The organism is Methylobacterium sp. GXS13, from assembly GCF_001455965.1.
Lineage (GTDB): Bacteria > Pseudomonadota > Alphaproteobacteria > Rhizobiales > Beijerinckiaceae > Methylobacterium.
In genome coordinates this window covers 51934-71957 of the sequence record NZ_LKKO01000028.1, presented here as the reverse complement: position 1 = coordinate 71957, position 20024 = coordinate 51934, and the positions used below count along the sequence as shown (strand labels likewise).

Genomic DNA, 20024 nt, shown 5'->3' with positions numbered 1-20024 from the left:
AAGCGACGACTCGACGCCGTCCGGCCGACGGTCAAGACGCGGCCGGACCGGCCTTATCCTTGGTGCTATCCTTCGATCGTCCGACGCCGCGATAGATGAAACCGTGACGCTCGGCGGTCTCCGGATCATAGATGTTGCGCAGATCGATCAGCACGGGCGCCGGCCCCACGGACGCCATGGTCTGGCGCACCCGGTCGAGGTCCAGCGCGCGGAACGCGTTCCATTCGGTGACGATCACCAGGGCGTCCGCCCCCTCCGCGCAGGCATAGGCGTTCGCAGCGTAGTCCACATCCGGCATCAGCGCGCGCGCCTGCTCCATCCCCTCCGGGTCGTAGGCGCGCACCTTCGCACCTGCGTCCTGAAGTCCGGCCACGATCGACAGGGACGGCGCCTCACGCATGTCGTCGGTGTCGGGTTTGAAGGTCAGGCCGAGCAGCGCCACGGTCTTGCCGCGGACGCTGCCGCCGCAGGCCTTGATCACCTTGCGGGCCATGGCACGCTTGCGCTGGTCGTTGACGGCCACCACGGTCTCGACCAGCCGAAGCGGCGTCCCGGCATCCTGCGCCGTCTTGACGAGCGCCAGCGTGTCCTTGGGAAAGCACGAGCCGCCGTAGCCGGGGCCGGCATGGAGGAACTTGCTGCCGATCCGGTTGTCGAGGCCGATACCCCGGGCGACCTGCTGGACGTCGGCGCCGACCTCCTCGCAGAGATCTGCCATCTCGTTGATGAAGGTGATCTTGGCGGCCAGGAACGCATTGGCGGCGTACTTGGTCAGCTCGGCGGTCCGGCGGCTCGTGACCACGATCGGCGCGGCGTTCAGGTAGAGCGGCCGGTAGACCTCGCGCATCACCGCCTCGGCGCGGGGATCCTCGCTGCCGACCACGATCCGGTCTGGGCGCTTGAAGTCGGAGATCGCCGCGCCCTCGCGCAGGAATTCCGGGTTCGAGGCCACGGCGACATCTGCTTCGGGCCGAAGTTCGCGGATGATCCGTTCCACCTCGTCGCCAGTGCCCACCGGCACGGTCGACTTGGTCACGACCACGGTGAAGCCCGAGAGCGCCCCGGCGATCTCCCGGGCGGCGTCGAATACGAAGGACAGGTCGGCGAAGCCGTCGCCGCGCCGCGAGGGGGTACCCACCGCGATGAACACCGCATCCGCTTCGCCCACCGCGTCCCGAAGGCTCGTCCCGAAGGCGAGCCGGCCCTGGCGGACGTTCTCGGCCACCAGCGCATCGAGGCCGGGCTCGTAGATCGGCATGCGGCCGGCGTTCAGGCTGGCGATCTTGTCCGGGTCGCGGTCGATACAGACCACGCTGTGGCCGAAATCGGCCAGGCAAGCCCCGGACACCAGGCCGACATACCCGGCCCCAATCATCGCAATCCGCATCCGGCCCTCCCGGCAGCCGGCCGCGCGGCTTGTTGCGACGCAGCATGGTCCGGGACCGGCAGCGATGCAACCCGGGCCGCTCGGCCGCGTCCGATTCTGTCGCGACGATGCAACACCGCGGAATCACGACTGTTTTTTGACACTGCGCCCGGGGCCGCGGTGACGTCGGCCGGAGCTTGTTGCCGGCGCGAGACCGGAACGTGCACGTTCGCGGCTTCGCAGCGCCGTCGGCTTCCTGTAGAAGCGCGGCCGCCGGCCTGGCGAGGCCGGGCGCCGCCAAGCCCATCGAAAAATCGGCGAAGGACCGCGATGACCGAATTGCCGAACGTGCACGTGCGCGCCGAAGTCCTGGCCCAGGCGCTGCCCCATATGCAGCGCTACGACCAGGAGATCGTGGTCATCAAGTATGGTGGCCACGCCATGGGTGACCGCGCCGCGGCCGAGGATTTCGCCGAAGACATCGTGCTGCTCGAGCAATCCGGCCTGAAGCCGATCGTCGTGCATGGCGGCGGCCCGCAGATCGGCAAGATGCTCGACCGGCTCGGCATCCAGTCCGAGTTCCGCGGCGGCCTGCGGGTGACCGACGAGGCCACCGTCGAGGTGGTCGAGATGGTCTTGGCCGGCTCGATCAACAAGCAGATCGTCGGCTGGATCTCGGCCGAGGGCGGCCGGGCCATCGGCCTGTGCGGCAAGGACGGCAACATGGTCCGCGCCAAGCGGGCGATGAAGACCGTGGTCGATCCCGAGAATCACACCGAGCAGGCGATCGATCTCGGCCTGGTCGGCGAGCCGGAGCATGTCGAGCGCGGCGTCCTCGACGCGGTGCTGAAGGCAGAGCTGATCCCGGTGCTGGCCCCGGTGGCCTACGGGGCGGACGGGCAGACCTACAACGTCAACGCCGACACCTTCGCGGGTGCCATCGCGGGGGCGCTCCGGGCCAAGCGCCTGCTGCTGCTCACCGACGTTCCGGGCGTGCTCGACAAGGACAAGAAGCTGATCCCCGAGCTGACCGTGGAGGATTGCCGGCGCCTGATCGCCGACGGCACCATCACGGGCGGGATGATCCCCAAGATCGAGACCTGCATGTACGCGATCGAGCGCGGCGTGGAGGCGGTCGTCATCCTGAACGGAAAGGTCAATCACGCGGTGCTGCTGGAGCTGTTCACCGATTACGGTGCCGGCACCCTGATCCGGCGGGGCTGATCCCCGGCAGGGCGGGACGACGGTGGGTGGATTGGACGCGGCAACGACGACGCCGCTACCGCATTATCGTCGTCCCGGCTCAGCCTCGCGCAAGCCTGCGCTGCAAGCCTGACCGTTCCAGGTCGCCGTTTCCGAAGGGACCGACGGCCGGGGCCGCGTCGCACCGCGGGTCTTAGGATTGCGCACGATTGCAACGCGATCGAGCCTGGTTCTAGAATCCCGTGGGATCAGGATCTCAAAGGGACACGGTGCACCACCCGGAGAAAGCCCAGTTCACCACCCCCGCGTCCCGTGGGTTTGCCGATGTCGACACCTGGGTGTTCGACCTCGACAACACGCTCTATCCGAGCGACGCGCAGGTCTGGCCGCAGGTGGACGAGCGCATCACCCTCTACGTCATGCGGCTCTACGGGCTCGACGGCATCTCGGCCCGCGCCTTGCAGAAGTATTTCTACCACCGCTACGGCACGACCCTGTCGGCACTGCTGACCGAGACGGAAGTCGACCCGCACGAGTTCCTCGATTTCGCCCACGACATCGACCATTCGACGATCAAGCTGGACCCCGACCTCGGCGACGCGATCGAGCGGCTGCCCGGGCGTAAGCTGATCCTGACCAACGGATCGCGCCGGCACGCGGAGAATGTCGCGGCCAAGCTCGGAATCCTCGACCATTTCGAGGACGTGTTCGACATCGCCGCCGCCAACTTCATCCCCAAGCCCGAGCGCTCGACCTACGAGCGGTTCCTGGAGACCCACGGGGTCGAGCCGACCCGGGCTGTCCTGTTCGAGGACATTGCCCGCAACCTCGCGGTGCCGCACGATCTCGGCATGGCCACCGTGCTGGTCGTGCCCAAGATCGTCGACCCCTATCGGGAGGCCTTCGAGCAGGAGGCGGTGCGCGAGCCGCATATCGACCACATCACGGACGATCTCGCCACCTTCCTGTCCGCCTGCGTGCTGCCCGAGGTGACACGGGGCGCGCTGGGGGCGGCGCGCTCCTGAAGCGGCGGCGCGCATCCCCAATCGACAAGCCAGCAACGATCCTGTAGAGAGCCGCCCAACTCACAACAGGATCGCCGAAATCCTGGTGCCGGACGCCCATGAGGGGCGACACGGCGCAACGGCTGGAGCTATGCCATGAACATCATCGAGCAGCTGGAGCGCGAGGAAGTCGCGCGCCTTGCCAAAACCATTCCCGATTTCGAGCCGGGCGACACGCTCATCGTCAACGTCCGCGTCAAGGAAGGCGAGCGCACCCGCGTCCAGGCCTACGAGGGCGTCTGCATCGGCCGCCAGGGCGGTGGCCTCAACGAGAGCTTCACGGTCCGCAAGATTTCTTACGGCGAGGGCGTCGAGCGCGTCTTCCCGGTGCATTCGCCGATGATCGATTCGATCAAGGTCGTCCGCCGGGGCAAGGTGCGCCGGGCCAAGCTGTACTACCTGCGTGACCGCCGCGGGAAGTCGGCCCGCATCGTCGAGCGGACCGATCGCTACAAGGCCAAGGATGCCCCGAAGGCGGCCCCCGCCGCCGAGTAAGGGGTTTCGGACGCCCCCTGGCGCATCGCCGGGGGATCCATGGTTCTCGACCGGTCCGGCTCAGCCGGACCGGTTTTTTCATGCCTTGGGGGTCACGCGGCCCGGACCCGGTCGAGGAACTGGGTGATCTCGGCGGAGAGCCGTCCGGATTTCTGCGACAGGTCCGCCGCGGCGCCGAGCACCTGTTCGGCCACCGCGCCGGATTCTTGAGCGGCGATCGAGACCTCGGTGATGTTGCCCGTCACCGCGCTGGTGCCGTCCGCCGCCTGCGCGACGCTGCGCACAATTTCCCCGGTGGTCGCCTCCTGTTCCTCGATCGCAGCCGCGACGCTGGTCGCGAGCGTGTTGACCTCGTCGATGGTGCGGCCGATCTCCTGGATCGCCTCGACGGCCTGTCGGGTCGAGGCCTGCACGGCCCCAACGCGTGTCGCGATCTCCGCCGTCGCCTGCGCGGTCTGGTCGGCGAGTTCCTTGACCTCGGACGCGACCACCGCGAAGCCGCGCCCGGCCTCGCCCGCCCGGGCCGCCTCGATCGTGGCGTTGAGTGCGAGCAGGTTCGTCTGGCTGGCGATCGCAGCGATCATGCTGGCCACGGCGCCGATCTTCTCCGCGCCCTCGGCGAGATCCCGCACGATCACGTCGGTGCGCTGGGCTTCCGTCGCGGCCTGCGCCGTCATGGCGGAGGAGCGCGCCATCTGGCCGGAGATTTCCCGAATCGTCGTCGACATCTCTTCGGTCGCCGCGGCCACGGTCTGCACGCTGGCCGAGGTCTCCTGAGCGGCATCGGCGACCTGACCGGAGCGCGCGCTGGTCCGTGCCGCGCTCTGCGCCATGGTGGCCGCATTGGCTTGCATCTCCGTGGCGGCGGAGGTCAGGCCCTGCATCAGGGTCCCGGCGCTGCCCTCGAACTGACGGGTGAGGGTGTCCAGAGCTTGGGCGCGCTCGATCTTGGCTTGGGCGTCCCGGGCGGCGGCGACATCCATCTCACCCTTGGCGACCAGGGCCTGGCGAAACACCTCCACGGCCTCGGCCATCCGACCGATCTCGTCGCGCCGCTCCGTATCCGAAATCAGGCTCGCGATATCGCCCTCCGCCAGCGCCTGCATCCGCCGATGCAGGCGGCCGAGCGGCCGGGTGATGCTGCGCCCGATCAGCAGCGAGCCCAACACCGAGACGCCGACGATGCCCACGAGCAGGCCCAGCACGATGATCGCCGCCGACCGGAACGATGCGTGGATATCGTCGATGTAGGCACCGGTGACGATGAAGATGTCCCAGGGCGCGAAGCGGGTCGCGAAGGAAACCTTCGGATAGACACCCTCCCGACCGGGCCGGAGATACGCGTATTCCAGCAACGCCGTGTCGGACGATTTGAGGCCATCGAGGAATGCGCGGATGATCGGTATGCCGTTGACGGTGAGGTCCAGCTGATTCTTGCCGATATCCTGACGGTTCGGCACGGCCACGGCGACGCCGTCCATCGTGTAGATCGCGATGTAGTTGGTTCCGCCGCTGTAGCGCATCGCCATGGTCGACTCGGCCAGCTCGGACAGGGCCGCCTGTCTGGTCAGGACGCCAGCCTTGACGCGTTCGTCGAGGACCTGGGCGTGCGACTGAATGAGCTCGACGATCGTGCGCTGAGATTGGACGCGCTCATTGACCATCTCGCGTTGGTAGAACTTCAAACCAACGCCGCCCATCAGCGCAATAATTAAACACGTCAAAAGCGTTTGCAGAGAAAGCTTGTGCGAAAGCGATAAGTTCTTCAATGAAATGCCCATATCGATCTCAGCTCAACGTGTTGCTTGATCGATATATATCAAAGCGTGCGCTGAACTCAAGATTTCGTTCTGCGGTAAAAATTTTCGCAACTCAATATTTTCAGCGGCCAAATTGCTGAGATCGGAAATTGATACCATTGCATTGTCGCGCTACTGAACTGCACCAGCTCTCATGATAGAGTTCGTATTGAAATCACATTGGCGAATATGACATTCTGAATAAAAAGACACAGATCCCTCCCATTGTTGCATGGCAGATCCGCGATTGGGCGTGGATGAAACGACCGCATAGGTATGTCTGCGCCGCGGTGCGACCATCGCCGTCACGCGCGCCGCTCACGAGGATGCAAGGGGCCCGGAGAGGAATGCTCGGACGGAAGCGGCGATCGGGATCCGCTCCCCGGAATTGATGTCGGCGGACGGCCGCCTTCCCCGACCCGAGGGACGCCCGAATTCCGCGCAGGGGCCGACCTCAGCTCCCGCGCAGGGCCTCCAGGACCTTGCCGCCGGGGCGGCCGGTGGGGGTCATGCCGAGCTTGCGCTCGACATCCTTGATCGCGTCGCGGGTCTTCTGGCCGACCTTGCCGTCCGGCTCGCCCACATCGTAGCCGCGGGCGGCCAGCCGGGTCTGGAGGTCACGCCGCTCGGCTCGGGACAGGGGCGGATCGTCGGTGGGCCAGGCGGCCTGGACACCGGCCTTGCCACGCAAGCGATCGGACAGGACCGCGATGGCGAGCCCGTAGGATTCGGCCGCGTTGTACGAATAGATCGCATCGAAGTTCTTGGTCACGAGGAAGGCCGGCCCGTCGATGCCGGCAGGCGCGATGATACCGGCCGGTCCCTCGCCCGAGAGCGGGCGTCCATCCACGCGGGTCACGCCGAGGGAAGCCCAATGGGCGATCGGCTTCTTGTTCTTGCGGCCGGCGGCGCCAACGCTGAAGCTGCGGGGCAGCTTCACCTCGTAGCCCCAGACCTGACCGTTCTGCCACTTGGCCACGTGCAGGAAGTTCGCCGTGGAGCCGACGGCGTCGGCGACGGAATCGACCACGTCGCGCCGCCCATCGCCGTCGCCGTCGACCGCGAGCCGGTGATAGGTGGTCGGCATGAACTGGGTCTGGCCGAAGGCGCCGGCCCAGGATCCCGTGAGGCGCTCCGGCGCGATGTCGCCGCGCTCGATGATGCGCAACGTGGCGATCAGCTCGGACCGGAAGAAGTCGCGGCGGCGGTTGTTCGAGCAGGCGAGCGTCGCCAGCGACTGCACCAGCGGCATCTTGCCGAGGTTCTTGCCGAAATTCGATTCGACACCCCAGACCGCCGCGATCGTGTAGCGATCGACCCCGTAGCGTGATTCGGCCTGGGCGAGGGCGGACGCGTTCTGCCGCATGGCGGCGCGCCCGTCCTCGACCCGCTCGTCATCCACGAGCGCCGCCATGTAATCCCAGATCGGCGTCTTGAACTCGGGCTGCGCCTGGGAGAGCTCGATCACCTTGTCGTCGAAGCTGATGCCGCGGGTGGCCGCCTGGAAGGTCTGGGCCGACACCCCGGCCGCTGCCGCCTGACCCTGGATACCCGCGAGGCAGGAATCGAAATCCGCGCGCGCCGGCACCGCAGCCAAGCCCACGAGCAGACCGAACCCGAGCGCGACGCCCGATCCAAGGGGGTGATTCCGCATCCTGGCGTTCCCGTTCGACGTCCGTTGTATGGGGATCGAATCAGGCAACACCAGGGTTAAGGACCCGTTAGGGCATCGTCGCGACGCAGCGTTTCCAGCGACTTGACGTGGCCGACGCCGAGCGAGATCCGCTGCCTCGGCCGATCCTTTTGGCCGAGGCATTCTCGGGCGAAAACGCTCTCGTTTGACAACAAATTATTGTTCCGCGATAATTTTTGTCGAAGCGAGTCGTCCCCTGCCTATGCCGAACGTCGTACCCCTACCCACGGCGCAGACCGAGCCTCCGGAAACGGCGCATCCGGCGCTCCACCGCCAGGGCCGTTGTTTGACGCGGCTCCTGACGTTTGCCCTGGGTCTGACAGTGTTGTTCACCGTCGCGGTGCTGGCCTGTGGCCTCATCGCCGGCGACGCATGGCTCTGGCTTGCGCCGGGCGCGGCCTTTCTGGGTCCGCCGCCCGCCGACACGCCCGGCCTCGTGCCCTTCGAGGCCCTACCCCAAGCGACACGCTGGGCCTATGCCGCCACCTTCATCCTCGACACCCTCCCGGTGATCCTAATCCTCGCCGAGGCGCGCATCTGGGCCAGGGATGTCGGTGCCGGGATCGCCTTCAGCGCAGCGGGACCGGCCCGGATACGCCGAATCGCCGTCAGCTTGACGGCCTACGCCGTCGCGCCCGCCCTCGGGCACGGTCTGGTCCTGCTGGCCGGGCACGGCGTCGACGTGGCTTGGTTCCATGCGTCGTCGCTGCACGCTCTGGTGCTGGCTGCCTGCCTCACGGTTCTCGCCGAAGTCGCGCGGATCGGGCACGCCGTCGCGTGCGATCTCGATGGGTTCGTCTGATGCCGATCGTCATGCGCCTCGACGTGATGCTGGCCAAGCGCAAGCGCCGCTCAAAGGATCTCGCCCAAGCCATCGGGATCACCGAGGCGAACCTCTCGCTGCTGAAATCCGGCAAGGTGCAGGGTGTCCGCTTCGCGACCCTGGACGCGATCTGCCGGGAACTCGACTGCCAACCCGGCGACCTGCTGGAATACCTGCCGGATCACGTGACCGAGCGCCCGCGTCGCGCCGGTTGAGGCCCGACGATCTCGCAAATCGCACCACCGTTCCGCGGATCGGGAGATCCTGCCGTGTCCCGTCGCTCTCTGCGCTTGTTCGTCTGCGGGTTGGTTGCCGTGCTGCCCGTATCCTGCACCCCGCCTATAAGCGCGACCGGCCCGGCGGCCGTGGCGTCCGACGCAGCGACGACCCGCGTCCCGATCGTCTACGGATCTCAGCGCCCCCTCGTCGAACTGGTCTTCACCGGCGCCGACGGACGCGACAGGCACGTGCTGGCCTGGGTGAACATGGGCGCCCCGGCGGTCGTCCTCTCCAAGAGCCTCTATCGCGAACTTGGCGTCAGGGCCGGACGCGACCTCGCGTTCCGGATCGGCGCACTCGGCATCACCGTGGCGGCGGCCTCCGTGACCGACGGCCCGGGAGAACTGGACGGCCGGGATTTGTTCGACCTTCTGTTCGCGCCGCGCCGGGTCGAGGCCGTCTTACCGGCGAGCGTCCTCCGCCGCTTCGCGATCGCGCTCGATCCGGCAGCCCGGACACTTACCCTGGCTCCGCCTGGGAACCTCAAGCCCACGGGCGTCGCGATCCCGATCCACGTCGATCCGGTGAGCGGGATCGCCACGGTCGAGGCTCATCTTGGCGATAGGGTCCTGCCGCTCGTCCTTGATGCGGGCGCGCCCTACACGTGGCTGCGGGGCAGCACGGCCGCCGAACTCCTGCGGTCGCATCCGGATTGGTACCAAGCCAACGGCGCGGTGGGGCGCAGCAACCTCGCCATGGCCGATCTGGGCCTGGAGCAGGATGGCACCCTGCTTCGGCTGCCCGACCTCGCCATCGGCGATTTGATCCTGCCGGCGGTCGGCGCCCTTGGCACGGGTTCGATGCTTGGGCGCGTCGGGGACGCGTTCGCCGGTGAACTGTTCTGGGACCTTTGGCAGAAGCCGGCGCCGATCCCGGTGGTGGGCTGGCTCGGCGGGAACGCGCTTTCGGATTTCAGGCTGACGATCGATTACGCCGCCGGCCTGAGCTACTGGCAGCGCGAGCGGCCCGCGGATCCGCACGACCTCGATGGCATCGGACTCACCTTGGTGCGCGCCGGGGACGCTTACCGAGTCGGCCGAGTCGCCGAGCGGGATGGTCGGCGCCTCGTCGCGGGTGTTGAGCCGGGCGATCGGCTCATCGCAGCCGATGGCCGGCCGTTCCGAGGCATGCCGCCCGAGGCCGTCTGGGAGCTGCTCCGGGGCCGGCCCGGTACGGTTCGGCACCTCGACCTGGAGCGCGACGGTCGCCCCCTTCAGGTCGCGGCGCCCGCCGTCCCGTTCTGAACTGCGGCCCGACCCGATCAGGCCCATTCCCGCGCGGCAAGCTTCTGCTCGTAGGCGTCGATCGCCGCGCCGCGCTGCAAGGTCAGACCGATCTCGTCGAGGCCGTTCAGCAGGGTGTGCTTGCGGCCGCTGTCGATGTCGAAATGCAGGGTCCCGCCATCCGGCCCCTTGATCGTCTGGGCCGCCAGATCCACCGACAGGGTCGCGTTCGAGCCGCGCTCGGCATCCTCGAACAGCTTCTCCAGATCCTCCGGAGAGACGGTGATCGCTAGGATGCCGTTCTTCGCGCAGTTGTTGAAGAAGATGTCGGCGAAGCTCGTGGAGATCACGCAGCGGATGCCGAAATCGGTGAGCGCCCAGGGGGCGTGCTCCCGGGAGGAGCCGCAGCCAAAATTGTCGCCGCAGACCAGGATCCTGGCATTCCGGTAGGCCGGCTTGTTGAGCACGAAGTCCGGATTCTCGGAGCCGTCGTCCCTGTAGCGCATCTCGGCGAACAGGCCCTTGCCGAGCCCGGTGCGCTTGATCGTCTTGAGGTACTGTTTGGGGATGATCCGGTCGGTATCGACGTTGATGATCCGCATGGGCGCCGCGACGCCCTCCAGCGTGGTGAATTTTTCCATCGTCCGAGGCTCTTGGAGGCAGGGTCTGGCCTGGGTTTAGCAGCCTCGGGGCCGGCCCGGAAGCGTCAGGCCAGATCCCCGGCCTCGGCCAACCGCAGGGCGCCGTCGTGGAGCGCGGAGGCGACCAGCGCCCCGGCGATCCCGCCGTCGCGCAAAGCCCGCAGATCGTCCGGCCCGCGCACGCCGCCGGCGGCGTAGACCCGGCGACCCGGCGCTCGCAGGGCTCGAAGCGCGTCGAGATCGGGGCCGGCCCCGGCGCCGACCCGGGCGAGCGTCATCGCGATCACGTCCAGTGGCCAGAGCGACGGATCGTCGTGGAGCGAAGCGGGCCCGAGGCGCTCCGTGCCGCGCGTGTCGAGGGACAGGACGGCGCGATCCCCGAGATCCGCGACGAGCCGGGTATCCGCTTGGCTCTCGCTGCCGATCACCGGCCGCCCGAGGCCGGTGGCGAGGAACGTCGCGACGTCCGCCGAGTCGGAAAAGCCCGCATCCACCCACAGGCCAATGCCCGGACAGGCCCGGGCGATGGCCTCCAGCACGGCCAGATTCGGCCCGGCGCCGTCCATGATCGCGTCGAGATCGGCGACGTAGACGGTTCTGGCCGGCCACGCGTCGAGCAGCCGGGGGGGGGGGGGGGCGGGTTCGGAGCCCTTTGCCAAGGGCGTCTCGATCGGGGCATAGGAGGAGCGCTCGCCCCGGCGCGCCCGCACCACGCGGCCCCCGCGCAGGTCGAGCACCGGGATCACCGCGAAGCCGGGGCGCCCGGTTCGATCATTCAGTGAGGCGTTCGTCGCGGTCATATGCGCATGCCAGGGGGAAAGACGATCGGGTGGGACCTCGGCGGGGTCCACGTCAAGGCCGCTCTGGTCGAGGATGGCCGGGTGGTCGCGGCGGCGCAGGTCCCGTGCCCGCTCTGGCAGGGGGTCGCGGCCCTCGCAGGATCCCTGGCGGCCCTGCCCGACTGGGCGAGGGGCGAGGCCCGGCACGCCGTGACCATGACGGGGGAGCTCACCGATTGCTTCGCCGATCGCCGCGAAGGCGTCGCGGCGCTGTCAAGCTGGGCGGACACGCACCTGTCCGGCGGCGTGCGGATCTATGCCGGTCGCTCCGGCCTGGTCGCCCCGGAGGCGGCCGCGGACGTGTTCGCGGACGTGGCCTCGGCCAATTGGCATGCCACCGCGGCGCTGACCGGTCGGCTCGCTCCCGACGCCCTGCTCATCGATATCGGCTCGACCACCGCCGACCTGATCCCGATCGTGCGCGGCCGCCCGGCCGCCACCGGTTACAGCGACGCCGAGCGCCTCGAGACGGGGGAACTGGTCTATACCGGAATCGTCCGCGCCCCGGTGATCGCGCTGGCCGATCATGTCCCGTTCGCGGGCCGCCGCACCCGGCTCATGACCGAGACCTTCGCGCATATGGCGGACGTGTACCGGATCCTGGGCCTGCTCCCCGACGGGGCCGATCAGCAGGCGAGTGGCGACCGCAAGGGCAAGTCCGTGGCGGAGAGCGAGACGCGGCTCGCCCGGATCGTCGGGCGGGATCGCGGGGAGGGCACGCCCGGGGCCTGGGCGCTGCTGGCGGCCCATTTCGCCGAGGCGCAGCTGCGGCTGCTGCACGATTCCGCCGCCACCCTGCTCAGCCGGTTGGATCTCGCCCCGGGGGTACCGCTCATCGTCTGCGGTGCGGGCGCCTTTCTCGGGCCGCGCCTGGCCGAACGGCTTGGACGCGTGGCCGTCCCGCTCGTGAGCCTGCTGCACGACCGGATCGCTGGGGAGCCCGACTGGATCTCGACCTGCGGGCCGGCCGTCGCCGTCGGCCTCATTGCCTCGGAGGACGCATTCGCATGAGCGCCATCAAGATCCTGGCCCGGGTTCTCACGAGCCGGGTCGGACCGCATATCGAACTGGCCGTGGAGACCGAAACCGGCGAAGTCCTGAAGGTGCTCGCGACCGAGGACCAGATCGACCGGCTGGTGGACGAGCTGGAGGACATGCTGAACTCGCCCGGCGAGCCGGACGACGGGGAGCCACCGGAGGCGGCCTGAGCGGGCCAGAGAGGGCTAGCCCCGCCGCGATGAGTCTGATCGCCGCCAAGATCGCCATCACCCCGACGCTGATGTGGGCGGTGTCGGCAGCCTCACGCCGCTGGGGCAGCCTGGTCGGCGGGCTGCTCTCGGGCCTGCCGCTCACCTCGGCGCCGATCTCGATCTACCTCGCGGTCGAGCAGGGCGAGCGTTTCGCCGCGGACGCCGCCATCGGCTCGGTGGAGGGGCTGGGGGCGGTCACGCTCTGCTACCTCGCCTACGCCGTTTGCGCGCCACGGATGGGCCCGGCCGGGGCGCTCTCCGCCGCCCTGGCGGCCTTCGTGCTGGGCGGACTCGTGCTGCACGGGCTGATCCGGCCCGGCCTGTGGCTCGCGACCTCGATCGACCTCCCGGCCATGGCTTTCGTGGTGGCTCTCTGCTCGCGGACGGCCGGGCCCGATGCGCCGCCGCGCCGCCCGCGGCCGCCGCGCTGGGACATGCCAGCCCGCCTCGCGGCGGCGACGGCGCTCGTCCTGCTGGTCTCGGGCCTCGCGCCGTATCTCGGCTCTGGCCTGAGCGGGCTCCTGGCGCCGATCCCGATCATCTCCTGGCCGCTCATCGCCTTCGCCCGCTTCCAGGACGGCGTCCGCGCCTCCCTCGAGGTGGTACGCGGCAGCGCCCAGGGCGCATTCGGCGTGCTGGCTTTCTACGTGTGCATCCACCTGTTGCTCGGCCGGACCGACATGGTCACCGCCTACGCGATCTCGATCGCCCTGTCGGCGACATGCGTGCTGCCGTGGCTGTTCGCCAATCGCCGCATCCGGGCGGCAGGATGACGGGATCGACGGCGCCCAAGCGTCCGACGTGACGGACGCGACCGCGTCATTCGACCTGATACAGGGCGACGCGCCCGATGCCCGCGATCCCGATCCTCTGCGCGCTCGCGCGCGACAGATCGATGGCATAGTTCCGTTTGGCCTTGGTGCGCTCGTTGGTCCGATCCGTGATCCGAACGATGACGGATCGGCCGTTCCGAGTATTGACGACCTTGACCTTCGTCCCGAACGGCAGGGTGTGGTGTGCGGCCGTCAGTTCGTTGGGATCGTACTGTTCACCATTGGCCGTTCTGCCGGGGTGCTTGTACCAACTCGCTCGCCCGCTCCCGAGAAGTCTCGCCTCGGCTGCTCGCGGCTCATGTCCAGGATGAGCATCGGCCGTCTCCGGCTGCGCTGCGACGGCGGTGGTCGACGGCTCGGCCGGGGAAGGCTCCGAGCGGGCACCGGAGAGCCCCTCTTGTGCCGCCCCGGCATCGATCGTCTCCCCGAAGAGCCCCATGAGACCCGCCTGCTCCTGGCGGACCGGATGAACCGCCGCCGGAAATTTCGGCTGCGCGGGGAGGCTGAACGTCGACGCCTCGGGCGGATCCATCTCTTCAGGTGACGATGAGAAAGCTGGAAGCTGGGCCGTGAAGTGCCGATAGGTGAACACCGGTGCTTCTCGTCTCAGGACAAACCCTTGATCCGCCTCGCCGCGGCGTTCCAGTTCCTGCAATTGACCATCCTGAGCCTGCGCGTCAGTGGCCGACAGGATCGAAACGAGAAGGAGGACTTGGCCCAACCCTAGCCTGTCTTGACCGATGGAGCGGATCATAGCTGTCACCCGCGATTATTGATAATCACCGGCTACTCAAATCATCCAGTCCATCGCAGTTCCAATAAATCAATAAACCGGTCTTATTCGAGGTGTCATCCAACGAACTATCGCTTTGGCCACGCTTGCCGATCGACCTGTCCGGTCATCCGCCTCTCGAATCCGCATTCGCTCGCACGAGGTGATCGATCGAACTCGGACGCGGCCCGCGGCAGCCCGCCGGCGAAGGTGTTTCGGCCACGCCTTGCGAGCGTCGCACAGGAATCCGGTGCCGCGCACGTTTCCCGACCGGAGCGGGTTCCTGGATCGCCTCGATGGCGCCGCATGACTCACCGCACGATCCAGCCGCCCGTCGCGCCAGACGCGCAAACGAAAAGCCCGCGGCCGTGGGGCCGCGGGCTTTCCAAGTGTTCCGATGCGTGCGGATCAGGCCGCGGTGCGCTTGCGGGCTTCCTGCTTCGTGTCGACGCCGGCCGCTTTGATCTCGGACAGCTTCTGGGCGACGTTGCGCGAGAACACGAACTCGGCCGGACGCTGGTTCTCCAGGCTGACCTCCGGGGCCATCGCGCCGTCGGTCTTGATGCCGCGGATCGCATGAACCAGCGGCTTCCAGGGCTTGCGGACCGAATCGACCACCGAGGAGGCCTCGTAGCCCGAATGGACCATGCAGTCGGCGCACTTCTCGTAGTTGCCGGTGCCGTAGGAATCCCAGTCGGTCTCTTCCATCAGCTCCTTGAAGGTCGCCGCGTAGCCCTCGCCGAGCAGGTAGCAGGGCTTCTGCCAGCCGAACACGGTGCGGGTCGGGTTGCCCCAAGGGGTGCAGTGGTAGGTCTGGTTGCCGGCCAGGAAGTCGAGGAACAGCCCCGACTGCTGGAAGGTCCACTTCTCGCGGCCCTTCTCCTTGCCGTGCCGGAACACGCCGCGGAACAGCTCCTTGGTCGCCTTGCGGTTCAGGAAGTGCTTCTGGTCGGGGGCGCGCTCATAGGCGTAGCCGGGGGAGACGGTGATGCCGTCGATGCCCATCCGGGTCACGCTGTCGAAGAAGTCCGCGATCTTCTCCGGCGAGGAATTGTTGAAGAAGGTGCAGTTGATGGTGACCCGGAAGCCCATCTCCTTGGCCTTGGCGATGGCCGCGACGGCCTTGTCGTAAACGCCGCGCTGGCACACCGACTGATCGTGCATCTCCTTGTCGCCATCCAGGTGGATCGACCAGGTGAAGTACGGGCTCGGCTTGTAGTCCTTGATCTTCTTCTCGAGCAGCAGCGCGTTCGTGCACACGATCGCGAACTTCTTCTGATCGATGATGCCCTGAACGATCTGCGGGAGATCCTTGTGCAGCAGCGGCTCGCCGCCGGCGATCACCACCACGGGGGCGCCGCACTCGCGCACGGATTCGAGCGCGTCGGCGACCGGGAGCCGCTTGTTCAGGATCTCGTCCGGGTAATCGATCTTACCGCAGCCGGCGCAGGCGAGATTACAGCGGAACAGGGGTTCCATCATCATCACCAGCGGGTAGCGCTTGCGGCCCGTGAGGTGCTGTTTGAGGATGTAGCCGCCGATCTTCGCGACGTACCGGAGGGGGATACCCAAGATTGCGGCTCCTTACTGCGTCGGCCCCGGGGCGTTGGGGTGCTTACCGCGAAAAAAACTCGAATTCCAGCGCTCTAGCTTGGAACTAATCTGAAACGACCCCATTTCGGCGAGGCCATAACGACTTATTCCGTTCCTGACGCAACCGCGCCACATGCATTGCCTGCGGCGGGGTTGGCGGATCAGATCGCCTGACGGTTGAGGACAGCACGTGCATTGCGTCCGCAATGCGACCGAAATCCCAAGATTTTGGTCGCCAGCCCGAGATTGCCGTGCGCCATCGCACATCCGCCTAGGCAAAGGCTGTACCGGGCCCATCGCGTTGCAATCTGGGACTGCCCTCTTTACTGAGCCCTGTGGCCGCGATGCAAGGGTTGGCACACGGCTGGCGGCTGCGGCAGCACTCCGTATCGGACAGCCCGGCTTGCGCAGACGCGTTGTGCGACCAGATTGTGCGGTGCGGCGTTCCCCGACACCGAACGGCGGCCGCGCGGATGGCGGGGCGGCCGTCACGCGGGCGTTTGAGCCCGGTCGCGCCGATCCTCGGGGCGAATGGGAATAGCCGGTCGCGCATGGGGCGCGTCCGGGGCGAACAGGCAGGGTGCTCGTGATCGAAGGTCTCGTCGCGTTCTCGGTGCGGTATCGGTGGATCGTGATCGCCCTGATGGCGTTCATCACGGTCGCGAGCCTCGGAGTCGCGGCACATCTCTTCCGCATCAACACCGATGTCGAGCGGCTCATCGATCCGAAGGAGCCCTGGCGCCAGGACGAGATCAACTTCGAGAAGGCGTTCCCGCAGCGCGGCAACACCATCGTGGCGGTCATCAACGGCGAGACGCCCGAGGAGACTGAGGAAGCGGCGGCCAATCTGGCCAAGGCGCTGACCGCCCACAAGAACCTGATCGAGACCGTCTACCGGCCCGATGGCGGCCCGTTCTTCGACAAGAACGGCCTGCTGCTGATGCCCCAGGCTCAGCTCGACAAGACGCTGGAGGAGCTGACCCAGCAGCAGGGCCTGCTCGGGCCGCTGGCCGCCGACCCGTCCTTGCGTGGCGTGATGCGGGTGCTCTCGCTCGGCGCGCGCGGCGTGAAGAGTGGCGACGCCAAGCTCGCAGATCTCGACAAGCCCATGGGGCAGATCGACGCCACGCTGCAGAAGGTGCTGGCCGGCAAGCCCGCGCGGATGTCCTGGCAGGAGCTGCTGGCCAACGGCGAGAGCAGCGTCACGGACAAGATGAAGTTCGTGATCATCCAGCCGGTTCTGGACTTCAACGCCCTGGAGCCCGGCTACCAGGCGACCAAGCTGATCCGCAACGTCGCGCAGGATCTCAAGATCGACGCCGAGCACGGCCTGCGCATGCGGCTGACCGGCACGGTCGCGGTGGCGGACGAGGAATTCGCGACCCTCTCCGAGGATGCAGCCCTCAACAACAGCATCATCGTCGGCGCGATCGTGCTGTTCCTGTGGCTGGCGCTGCGCTCCGGCAAGCTCGTTGGCGCGGTCCTGATCACCACCTTTGCGGGCCTCATCGTCACGGCCGCCCTCGGCCTGATCATGGTCAAGGAGCTGAACCCGATCTCGGTGGCCTTCGCGGCCCTGTTCGTCGGGCTCGGCATCGATTTCGGCATCCAGTTTTCCGTGCGCTACCGCGCGGACCGCTACGAGCAGCCGACCCTCCAGAGCGCGATCCGGGCCGCGGCCCGCGGGGTCGGCTGGTCGCTGACGCTGGCGGCCGTCTCCTTGGTGGCCGGCTTCTTCGCCTTCCTCCCCACCGCCTTCCGGGGCGTCTCGGAACTGGGCCTGATCGCCGGCGTCGGCATGGTCGTGGCCTACCTGTTCTCCCTGACCCTGCTGCCGGCGCTGATCGCGGTGTTCGAGCCCAAGGGTGAGAAAGCCGCCGTGCAGACCGAGTGGCTGGTCGGCGTCGATCCGTGGATCATCCGCCAGCGCAAGCCGATCCTCATCGCGGTCGGTTTGGTGACCCTAGCCGGAGCGCCGCTGCTCTGGCATCTGCCGTTCGATTCCAACCCGATGCATCTGCGCAGCACCAAGACGGAGTCGATCGCCACCTATCTCGATCTGATCAGTAACCCGGAGACCAGCCCCAACCTGATCGACGTGCTGGCCCCCAACGTCGACGCGGTACCGGCCCTGTCGAAGACCCTGGCGGCGTTGCCGGTGACCTCCTCGGTCAACAGCATCGACACCTTCGTGCCGCGGGACCAGGACAAGAAGCTCGCGGCGATCGCCGACACGGCCCAGCTCCTCGATCCGGTGCTCAATCCCGGCCGCAAGCCGCCGCCGCCGACCGATGCCGAGAACGTCAAGGCGCTCAAGGATGCGGCCACGGCCCTGAATGGGGTCGCGGGCGACGGCAAGGATGCCGCGGGCGCACAGACCGCCAAGCAGCTTGCGGGCACCCTCGACAAGCTCGCCGGCGGACCCGTTCAGCTGCGCGAAGCGGCCTCGGTCGCCCTGACCAAGGATCTCGTGCCGCTGCTGCAGCGCCTGCGCGACCTGCTTCACCCGGAGAAGATCACCCTCGACAACCTGCCGCCGCAGCTGAAGGCCGATTGGGTCGCCGCGGATGGGCGCGCCCGCATCGAGGTCCATCCCAAGGGTAATTCGAACGATGACGAGGTGCTGCGTACCTTCTCGGACGAGGTCCTGAAGGTCGCGCCCCACGCCACCGGGGCCCCCGTAGCCACGACGCAATCGACCTATACGATCCTGGGCGCCTTCGTTCAGGCGGCCGTGACCGCCTTCGTGCTGATCTTCGTCATCCTGTCGGTGGCGCTGCGCAAGCCCTGGGACGTGGCCATGACGCTGGGCCCGCTGGTCATCGCGACCTTGTGGACCCTGATGGCGCTGCGCATCATCGGCATGCCGCTGAACTTCGCCAACATCATCGCCCTGCCGCTGATGCTCGCGGTCGGCGTCGCGTTCCACATCTACTACGTGATCGCTTGGCGGGCGGGGGTGACCGACATGCTCGCCTCAAGCCTGACCCGGGCGATCTTCTTCTCGGCTCTCACGACCGGCAGCGCCTTCGGCTCCCTGGTCCTGTCGAGTCACCCGGGCACGGCCAGCATGGGCAAGCTGCTCGCCCTGTCGCTGTTCTTCACGCTGATCGCGGCGTTCTTCGTGGTGCCGGCGACGCTGGGCGAGCCGCCCGCGCAGCCCGACGACGACCGCCCGGAGGGTGAGAAGGCCGCCGGCGCCGCCTTACGGAAGAGCACCGCCACGGCGGATCCGGTGTTGGCCAAGTAGGCCGACCCGGATCCTTCAGAGAACCTTCTCGAAGAAGTGGTCGGGATAGGGGTCGTCGTTGAAACGATCGATCTCGACCCAGCCTGCCTTGCGATAGAGGGCCAGGGCTTCCGGCAGGGCGCTGTTGGTGTCGAGGCGCAGCACCGCAATCGACAGCTCGCGGGCGGCGGCCTCGACGGCCGCCATCAGGCGCCGGGCGAGGCCGAAGCCCCGGGCGGCGGGGTCGATCCAGAGTCGCTTCACCTCGGCGACCGGACCACCGCTGCCCTTCAGGCCGACGCACCCCACCGGCAGGCCGTCCGCCATGGCGAGCAGGAACATGCCGCGCGGCCGGACCATGGCCTCCGCCTCCGGATCGCAGGACAGCGTGACGTTGAACCCGGTCGCCAGCCTGCGCGCCAGTTCGGCATAATACGCTTCCAGGCAGGCGCGGGCGGCGCCGCTTCGCGGGTCGGCTTCCGCGATGGCGATCCGGTCGCGACCGAGGGTGAGGGCGACCAGGTCCATCGCACGCAGCAGCTCGTCGGCGCGGGGCGCGCGCGCCAGCATTGCCGAGGCGCGCGCATCGGACAGCTCCTCGTAGGCCGAAAACTCTCTTTGTCCCGCCTCCGTCAGGCGCGCGACCCGGCGGCGGGCATCGGCGGGATGCGGCTCGGTGGCGACCAAGCCCTCCTCTTCGAGGCTCCGCAACAGGCGGCTCATCAGTCCGGAATCGAGGCCGAGATAGGCGCGGATCTCGGCGACGTCGGTGCGCCCGGCGCCGATCGCGTTCACCACGCGGGCCGCCCCGAGGGGCCGGCTCCGGCCGAGGAACGAGGTGTCGAGGGCGCCGACCTCCGCGGTGACGGCGCGGGCGAACCGGCGGAATCGGGCGATCGAATCGAACGTCATGATATCTGAC

18 protein-coding genes are annotated in these 20024 nt (G+C 67.9%); 10 read left to right on the top strand and 8 right to left on the bottom strand.

All coding sequences use genetic code 11. The features are described from left to right. Positions 1–31 precede the first annotated feature (31 nt). Positions 32–1387, bottom strand: a complete 1356-nt coding sequence (locus tag AO398_RS10665; protein WP_058192024.1) for a UDP-glucose/GDP-mannose dehydrogenase family protein — start codon at positions 1385–1387, stop codon at positions 32–34. Positions 1388–1696: 309 nt separating this feature from the next. Here AO398_RS10665 and argB point away from each other — a divergent pair, with 309 nt between their 5' ends. From argB to rplS, 3 genes are all read left to right on the top strand, one after another. Beyond that, positions 1697–2590, top strand: a complete 894-nt coding sequence (gene argB / locus AO398_RS10660) for an acetylglutamate kinase (RefSeq protein ID WP_058192023.1) — start codon at positions 1697–1699, stop codon at positions 2588–2590. Positions 2591–2838: 248 nt separating this feature from the next. After that, on the top strand, positions 2839–3594 hold the full coding sequence (locus AO398_RS10655; RefSeq protein ID WP_058192022.1) for a pyrimidine 5'-nucleotidase: 756 nt from the start codon (positions 2839–2841) through the stop codon (positions 3592–3594). A 135-nt stretch (positions 3595–3729) separates the two neighbouring features. Next, the gene (gene rplS, locus AO398_RS10650) at positions 3730–4128 is read left to right on the top strand and encodes a 50S ribosomal protein L19 (protein WP_058192021.1); all 399 of its coding nucleotides are present in this window, start codon (positions 3730–3732) and stop codon (positions 4126–4128) included. Positions 4129–4220: 92 nt separating this feature from the next. Here the strand turns inward: rplS and AO398_RS10645 are convergent, their stop codons facing one another. After that, a complete protein-coding gene (locus AO398_RS10645; protein WP_244498726.1) occupies positions 4221–5813 on the bottom strand; it encodes a methyl-accepting chemotaxis protein in 1593 nt (530 codons plus the stop codon). 568 nt (positions 5814–6381) lie between these two features. After that, entirely contained in the window at positions 6382–7581 is a 1200-nt protein-coding gene (locus AO398_RS10640) for a lytic murein transglycosylase (RefSeq protein ID WP_058192019.1), read from the bottom strand. Positions 7582–7906: 325 nt separating this feature from the next. Here AO398_RS10640 and AO398_RS10635 point away from each other — a divergent pair, with 325 nt between their 5' ends. The 3 genes from AO398_RS10635 to AO398_RS10625 are packed head-to-tail and all read left to right on the top strand — an operon-like array spanning position 7907 to position 9966. Further along, the gene (locus tag AO398_RS10635; protein ID WP_244498725.1) at positions 7907–8422 is read left to right on the top strand and encodes a hypothetical protein; all 516 of its coding nucleotides are present in this window, start codon (positions 7907–7909) and stop codon (positions 8420–8422) included. Continuing rightward, positions 8422–8658 (top strand): helix-turn-helix transcriptional regulator, encoded by a 237-nt coding sequence (locus tag AO398_RS10630; RefSeq protein ID WP_058192018.1) that lies wholly within the window; start codon positions 8422–8424, stop codon positions 8656–8658. The genes AO398_RS10635 and AO398_RS10630 overlap by 1 nt, the downstream gene beginning before the upstream one ends. A 54-nt stretch (positions 8659–8712) precedes the next feature. After that, positions 8713–9966: a peptide-binding protein gene (locus AO398_RS10625; RefSeq protein WP_152997484.1), complete on the top strand. Its 1254-nt coding sequence runs from the start codon at positions 8713–8715 to the stop codon at positions 9964–9966. Positions 9967–9983: 17 nt separating this feature from the next. Here AO398_RS10625 and leuD read toward each other — a convergent pair whose 3' ends face one another. Together leuD and AO398_RS10615 are read right to left on the bottom strand one after the other, a co-directional pair. Next, on the bottom strand, positions 9984–10586 hold the full coding sequence (leuD, locus tag AO398_RS10620; RefSeq protein ID WP_058192016.1) for a 3-isopropylmalate dehydratase small subunit: 603 nt from the start codon (positions 10584–10586) through the stop codon (positions 9984–9986). 65 nt (positions 10587–10651) lie between these two features. Continuing rightward, complete coding sequence (locus tag AO398_RS10615; RefSeq protein WP_058192015.1) at positions 10652–11386, bottom strand: HisA/HisF-related TIM barrel protein; 735 nt, start codon at positions 11384–11386, stop codon at positions 10652–10654. On the opposite strand from AO398_RS10615, the gene AO398_RS10610 reads away from it, so the two are divergent. The 3 genes from AO398_RS10610 to AO398_RS10600 are packed head-to-tail and all read left to right on the top strand — an operon-like array spanning position 11387 to position 13448. Next, positions 11387–12436, top strand: coding sequence for a hydantoinase/oxoprolinase family protein (locus AO398_RS10610; RefSeq protein WP_058192014.1), 1050 nt, complete (start codon positions 11387–11389; stop codon positions 12434–12436). After that, positions 12433–12633 carry a hypothetical protein gene (locus AO398_RS10605; RefSeq protein WP_058192013.1) on the top strand — a complete coding sequence of 67 codons (201 nt, stop codon included), beginning with the start codon at positions 12433–12435 and terminating at the stop codon, positions 12631–12633. Before AO398_RS10610 ends, AO398_RS10605 begins: the two co-directional genes overlap by 4 nt. 29 nt (positions 12634–12662) lie before the next feature. Continuing rightward, entirely contained in the window at positions 12663–13448 is a 786-nt protein-coding gene (locus tag AO398_RS10600; RefSeq protein ID WP_058192012.1) for a hypothetical protein, read from the top strand. A 46-nt stretch (positions 13449–13494) separates the two neighbouring features. On the opposite strand, the gene AO398_RS29355 is transcribed toward AO398_RS10600, so the two are convergent. Next, entirely contained in the window at positions 13495–14262 is a 768-nt protein-coding gene (locus AO398_RS29355) for a septal ring lytic transglycosylase RlpA family protein (RefSeq protein WP_152997483.1), read from the bottom strand. A gap of 426 nt (positions 14263–14688) precedes the next feature. Continuing rightward, the gene (gene hpnH / locus AO398_RS10590; RefSeq protein WP_058192011.1) at positions 14689–15852 is read right to left on the bottom strand and encodes an adenosyl-hopene transferase HpnH; all 1164 of its coding nucleotides are present in this window, start codon (positions 15850–15852) and stop codon (positions 14689–14691) included. 607 nt (positions 15853–16459) lie between these two features. On the opposite strand from hpnH, the gene AO398_RS10585 reads away from it, so the two are divergent. Then, positions 16460–19123 carry an MMPL family transporter gene (locus tag AO398_RS10585; RefSeq protein ID WP_058192037.1) on the top strand — a complete coding sequence of 888 codons (2664 nt, stop codon included), beginning with the start codon at positions 16460–16462 and terminating at the stop codon, positions 19121–19123. 15 nt (positions 19124–19138) lie between these two features. Here AO398_RS10585 and AO398_RS10580 read toward each other — a convergent pair whose 3' ends face one another. After that, positions 19139–20014, bottom strand: a complete 876-nt coding sequence (locus AO398_RS10580) for a helix-turn-helix domain-containing GNAT family N-acetyltransferase (protein WP_058192010.1) — start codon at positions 20012–20014, stop codon at positions 19139–19141. Between the last annotated feature and the right edge of the window lie 10 nt (positions 20015–20024).

Coding starts and splice junctions, on each gene's coding strand:
- AO398_RS10665 (WP_058192024.1), bottom strand. CDS start 1,387: ATGCGGATTGCGATGATTGGGGCCGGGTATGTCGGCCTGGTGTCCGGG.
- argB (WP_058192023.1), top strand. CDS start 1,697: ATGACCGAATTGCCGAACGTGCACGTGCGCGCCGAAGTCCTGGCCCAG.
- rplS (WP_058192021.1), top strand. CDS start 3,730: ATGAACATCATCGAGCAGCTGGAGCGCGAGGAAGTCGCGCGCCTTGCC.
- AO398_RS10640 (WP_058192019.1), bottom strand. CDS start 7,581: ATGCGGAATCACCCCCTTGGATCGGGCGTCGCGCTCGGGTTCGGTCTG.
- AO398_RS10630 (WP_058192018.1), top strand. CDS start 8,422: ATGCCGATCGTCATGCGCCTCGACGTGATGCTGGCCAAGCGCAAGCGC.
- leuD (WP_058192016.1), bottom strand. CDS start 10,586: ATGGAAAAATTCACCACGCTGGAGGGCGTCGCGGCGCCCATGCGGATC.
- AO398_RS10615 (WP_058192015.1), bottom strand. CDS start 11,386: ATGACCGCGACGAACGCCTCACTGAATGATCGAACCGGGCGCCCCGGC.
- AO398_RS10610 (WP_058192014.1), top strand. CDS start 11,387: ATGCGCATGCCAGGGGGAAAGACGATCGGGTGGGACCTCGGCGGGGTC.
- AO398_RS10605 (WP_058192013.1), top strand. CDS start 12,433: ATGAGCGCCATCAAGATCCTGGCCCGGGTTCTCACGAGCCGGGTCGGA.
- AO398_RS10600 (WP_058192012.1), top strand. CDS start 12,663: ATGAGTCTGATCGCCGCCAAGATCGCCATCACCCCGACGCTGATGTGG.
- AO398_RS29355 (WP_152997483.1), bottom strand. CDS start 14,262: ATGATCCGCTCCATCGGTCAAGACAGGCTAGGGTTGGGCCAAGTCCTC.
- AO398_RS10580 (WP_058192010.1), bottom strand. CDS start 20,014: ATGACGTTCGATTCGATCGCCCGATTCCGCCGGTTCGCCCGCGCCGTC.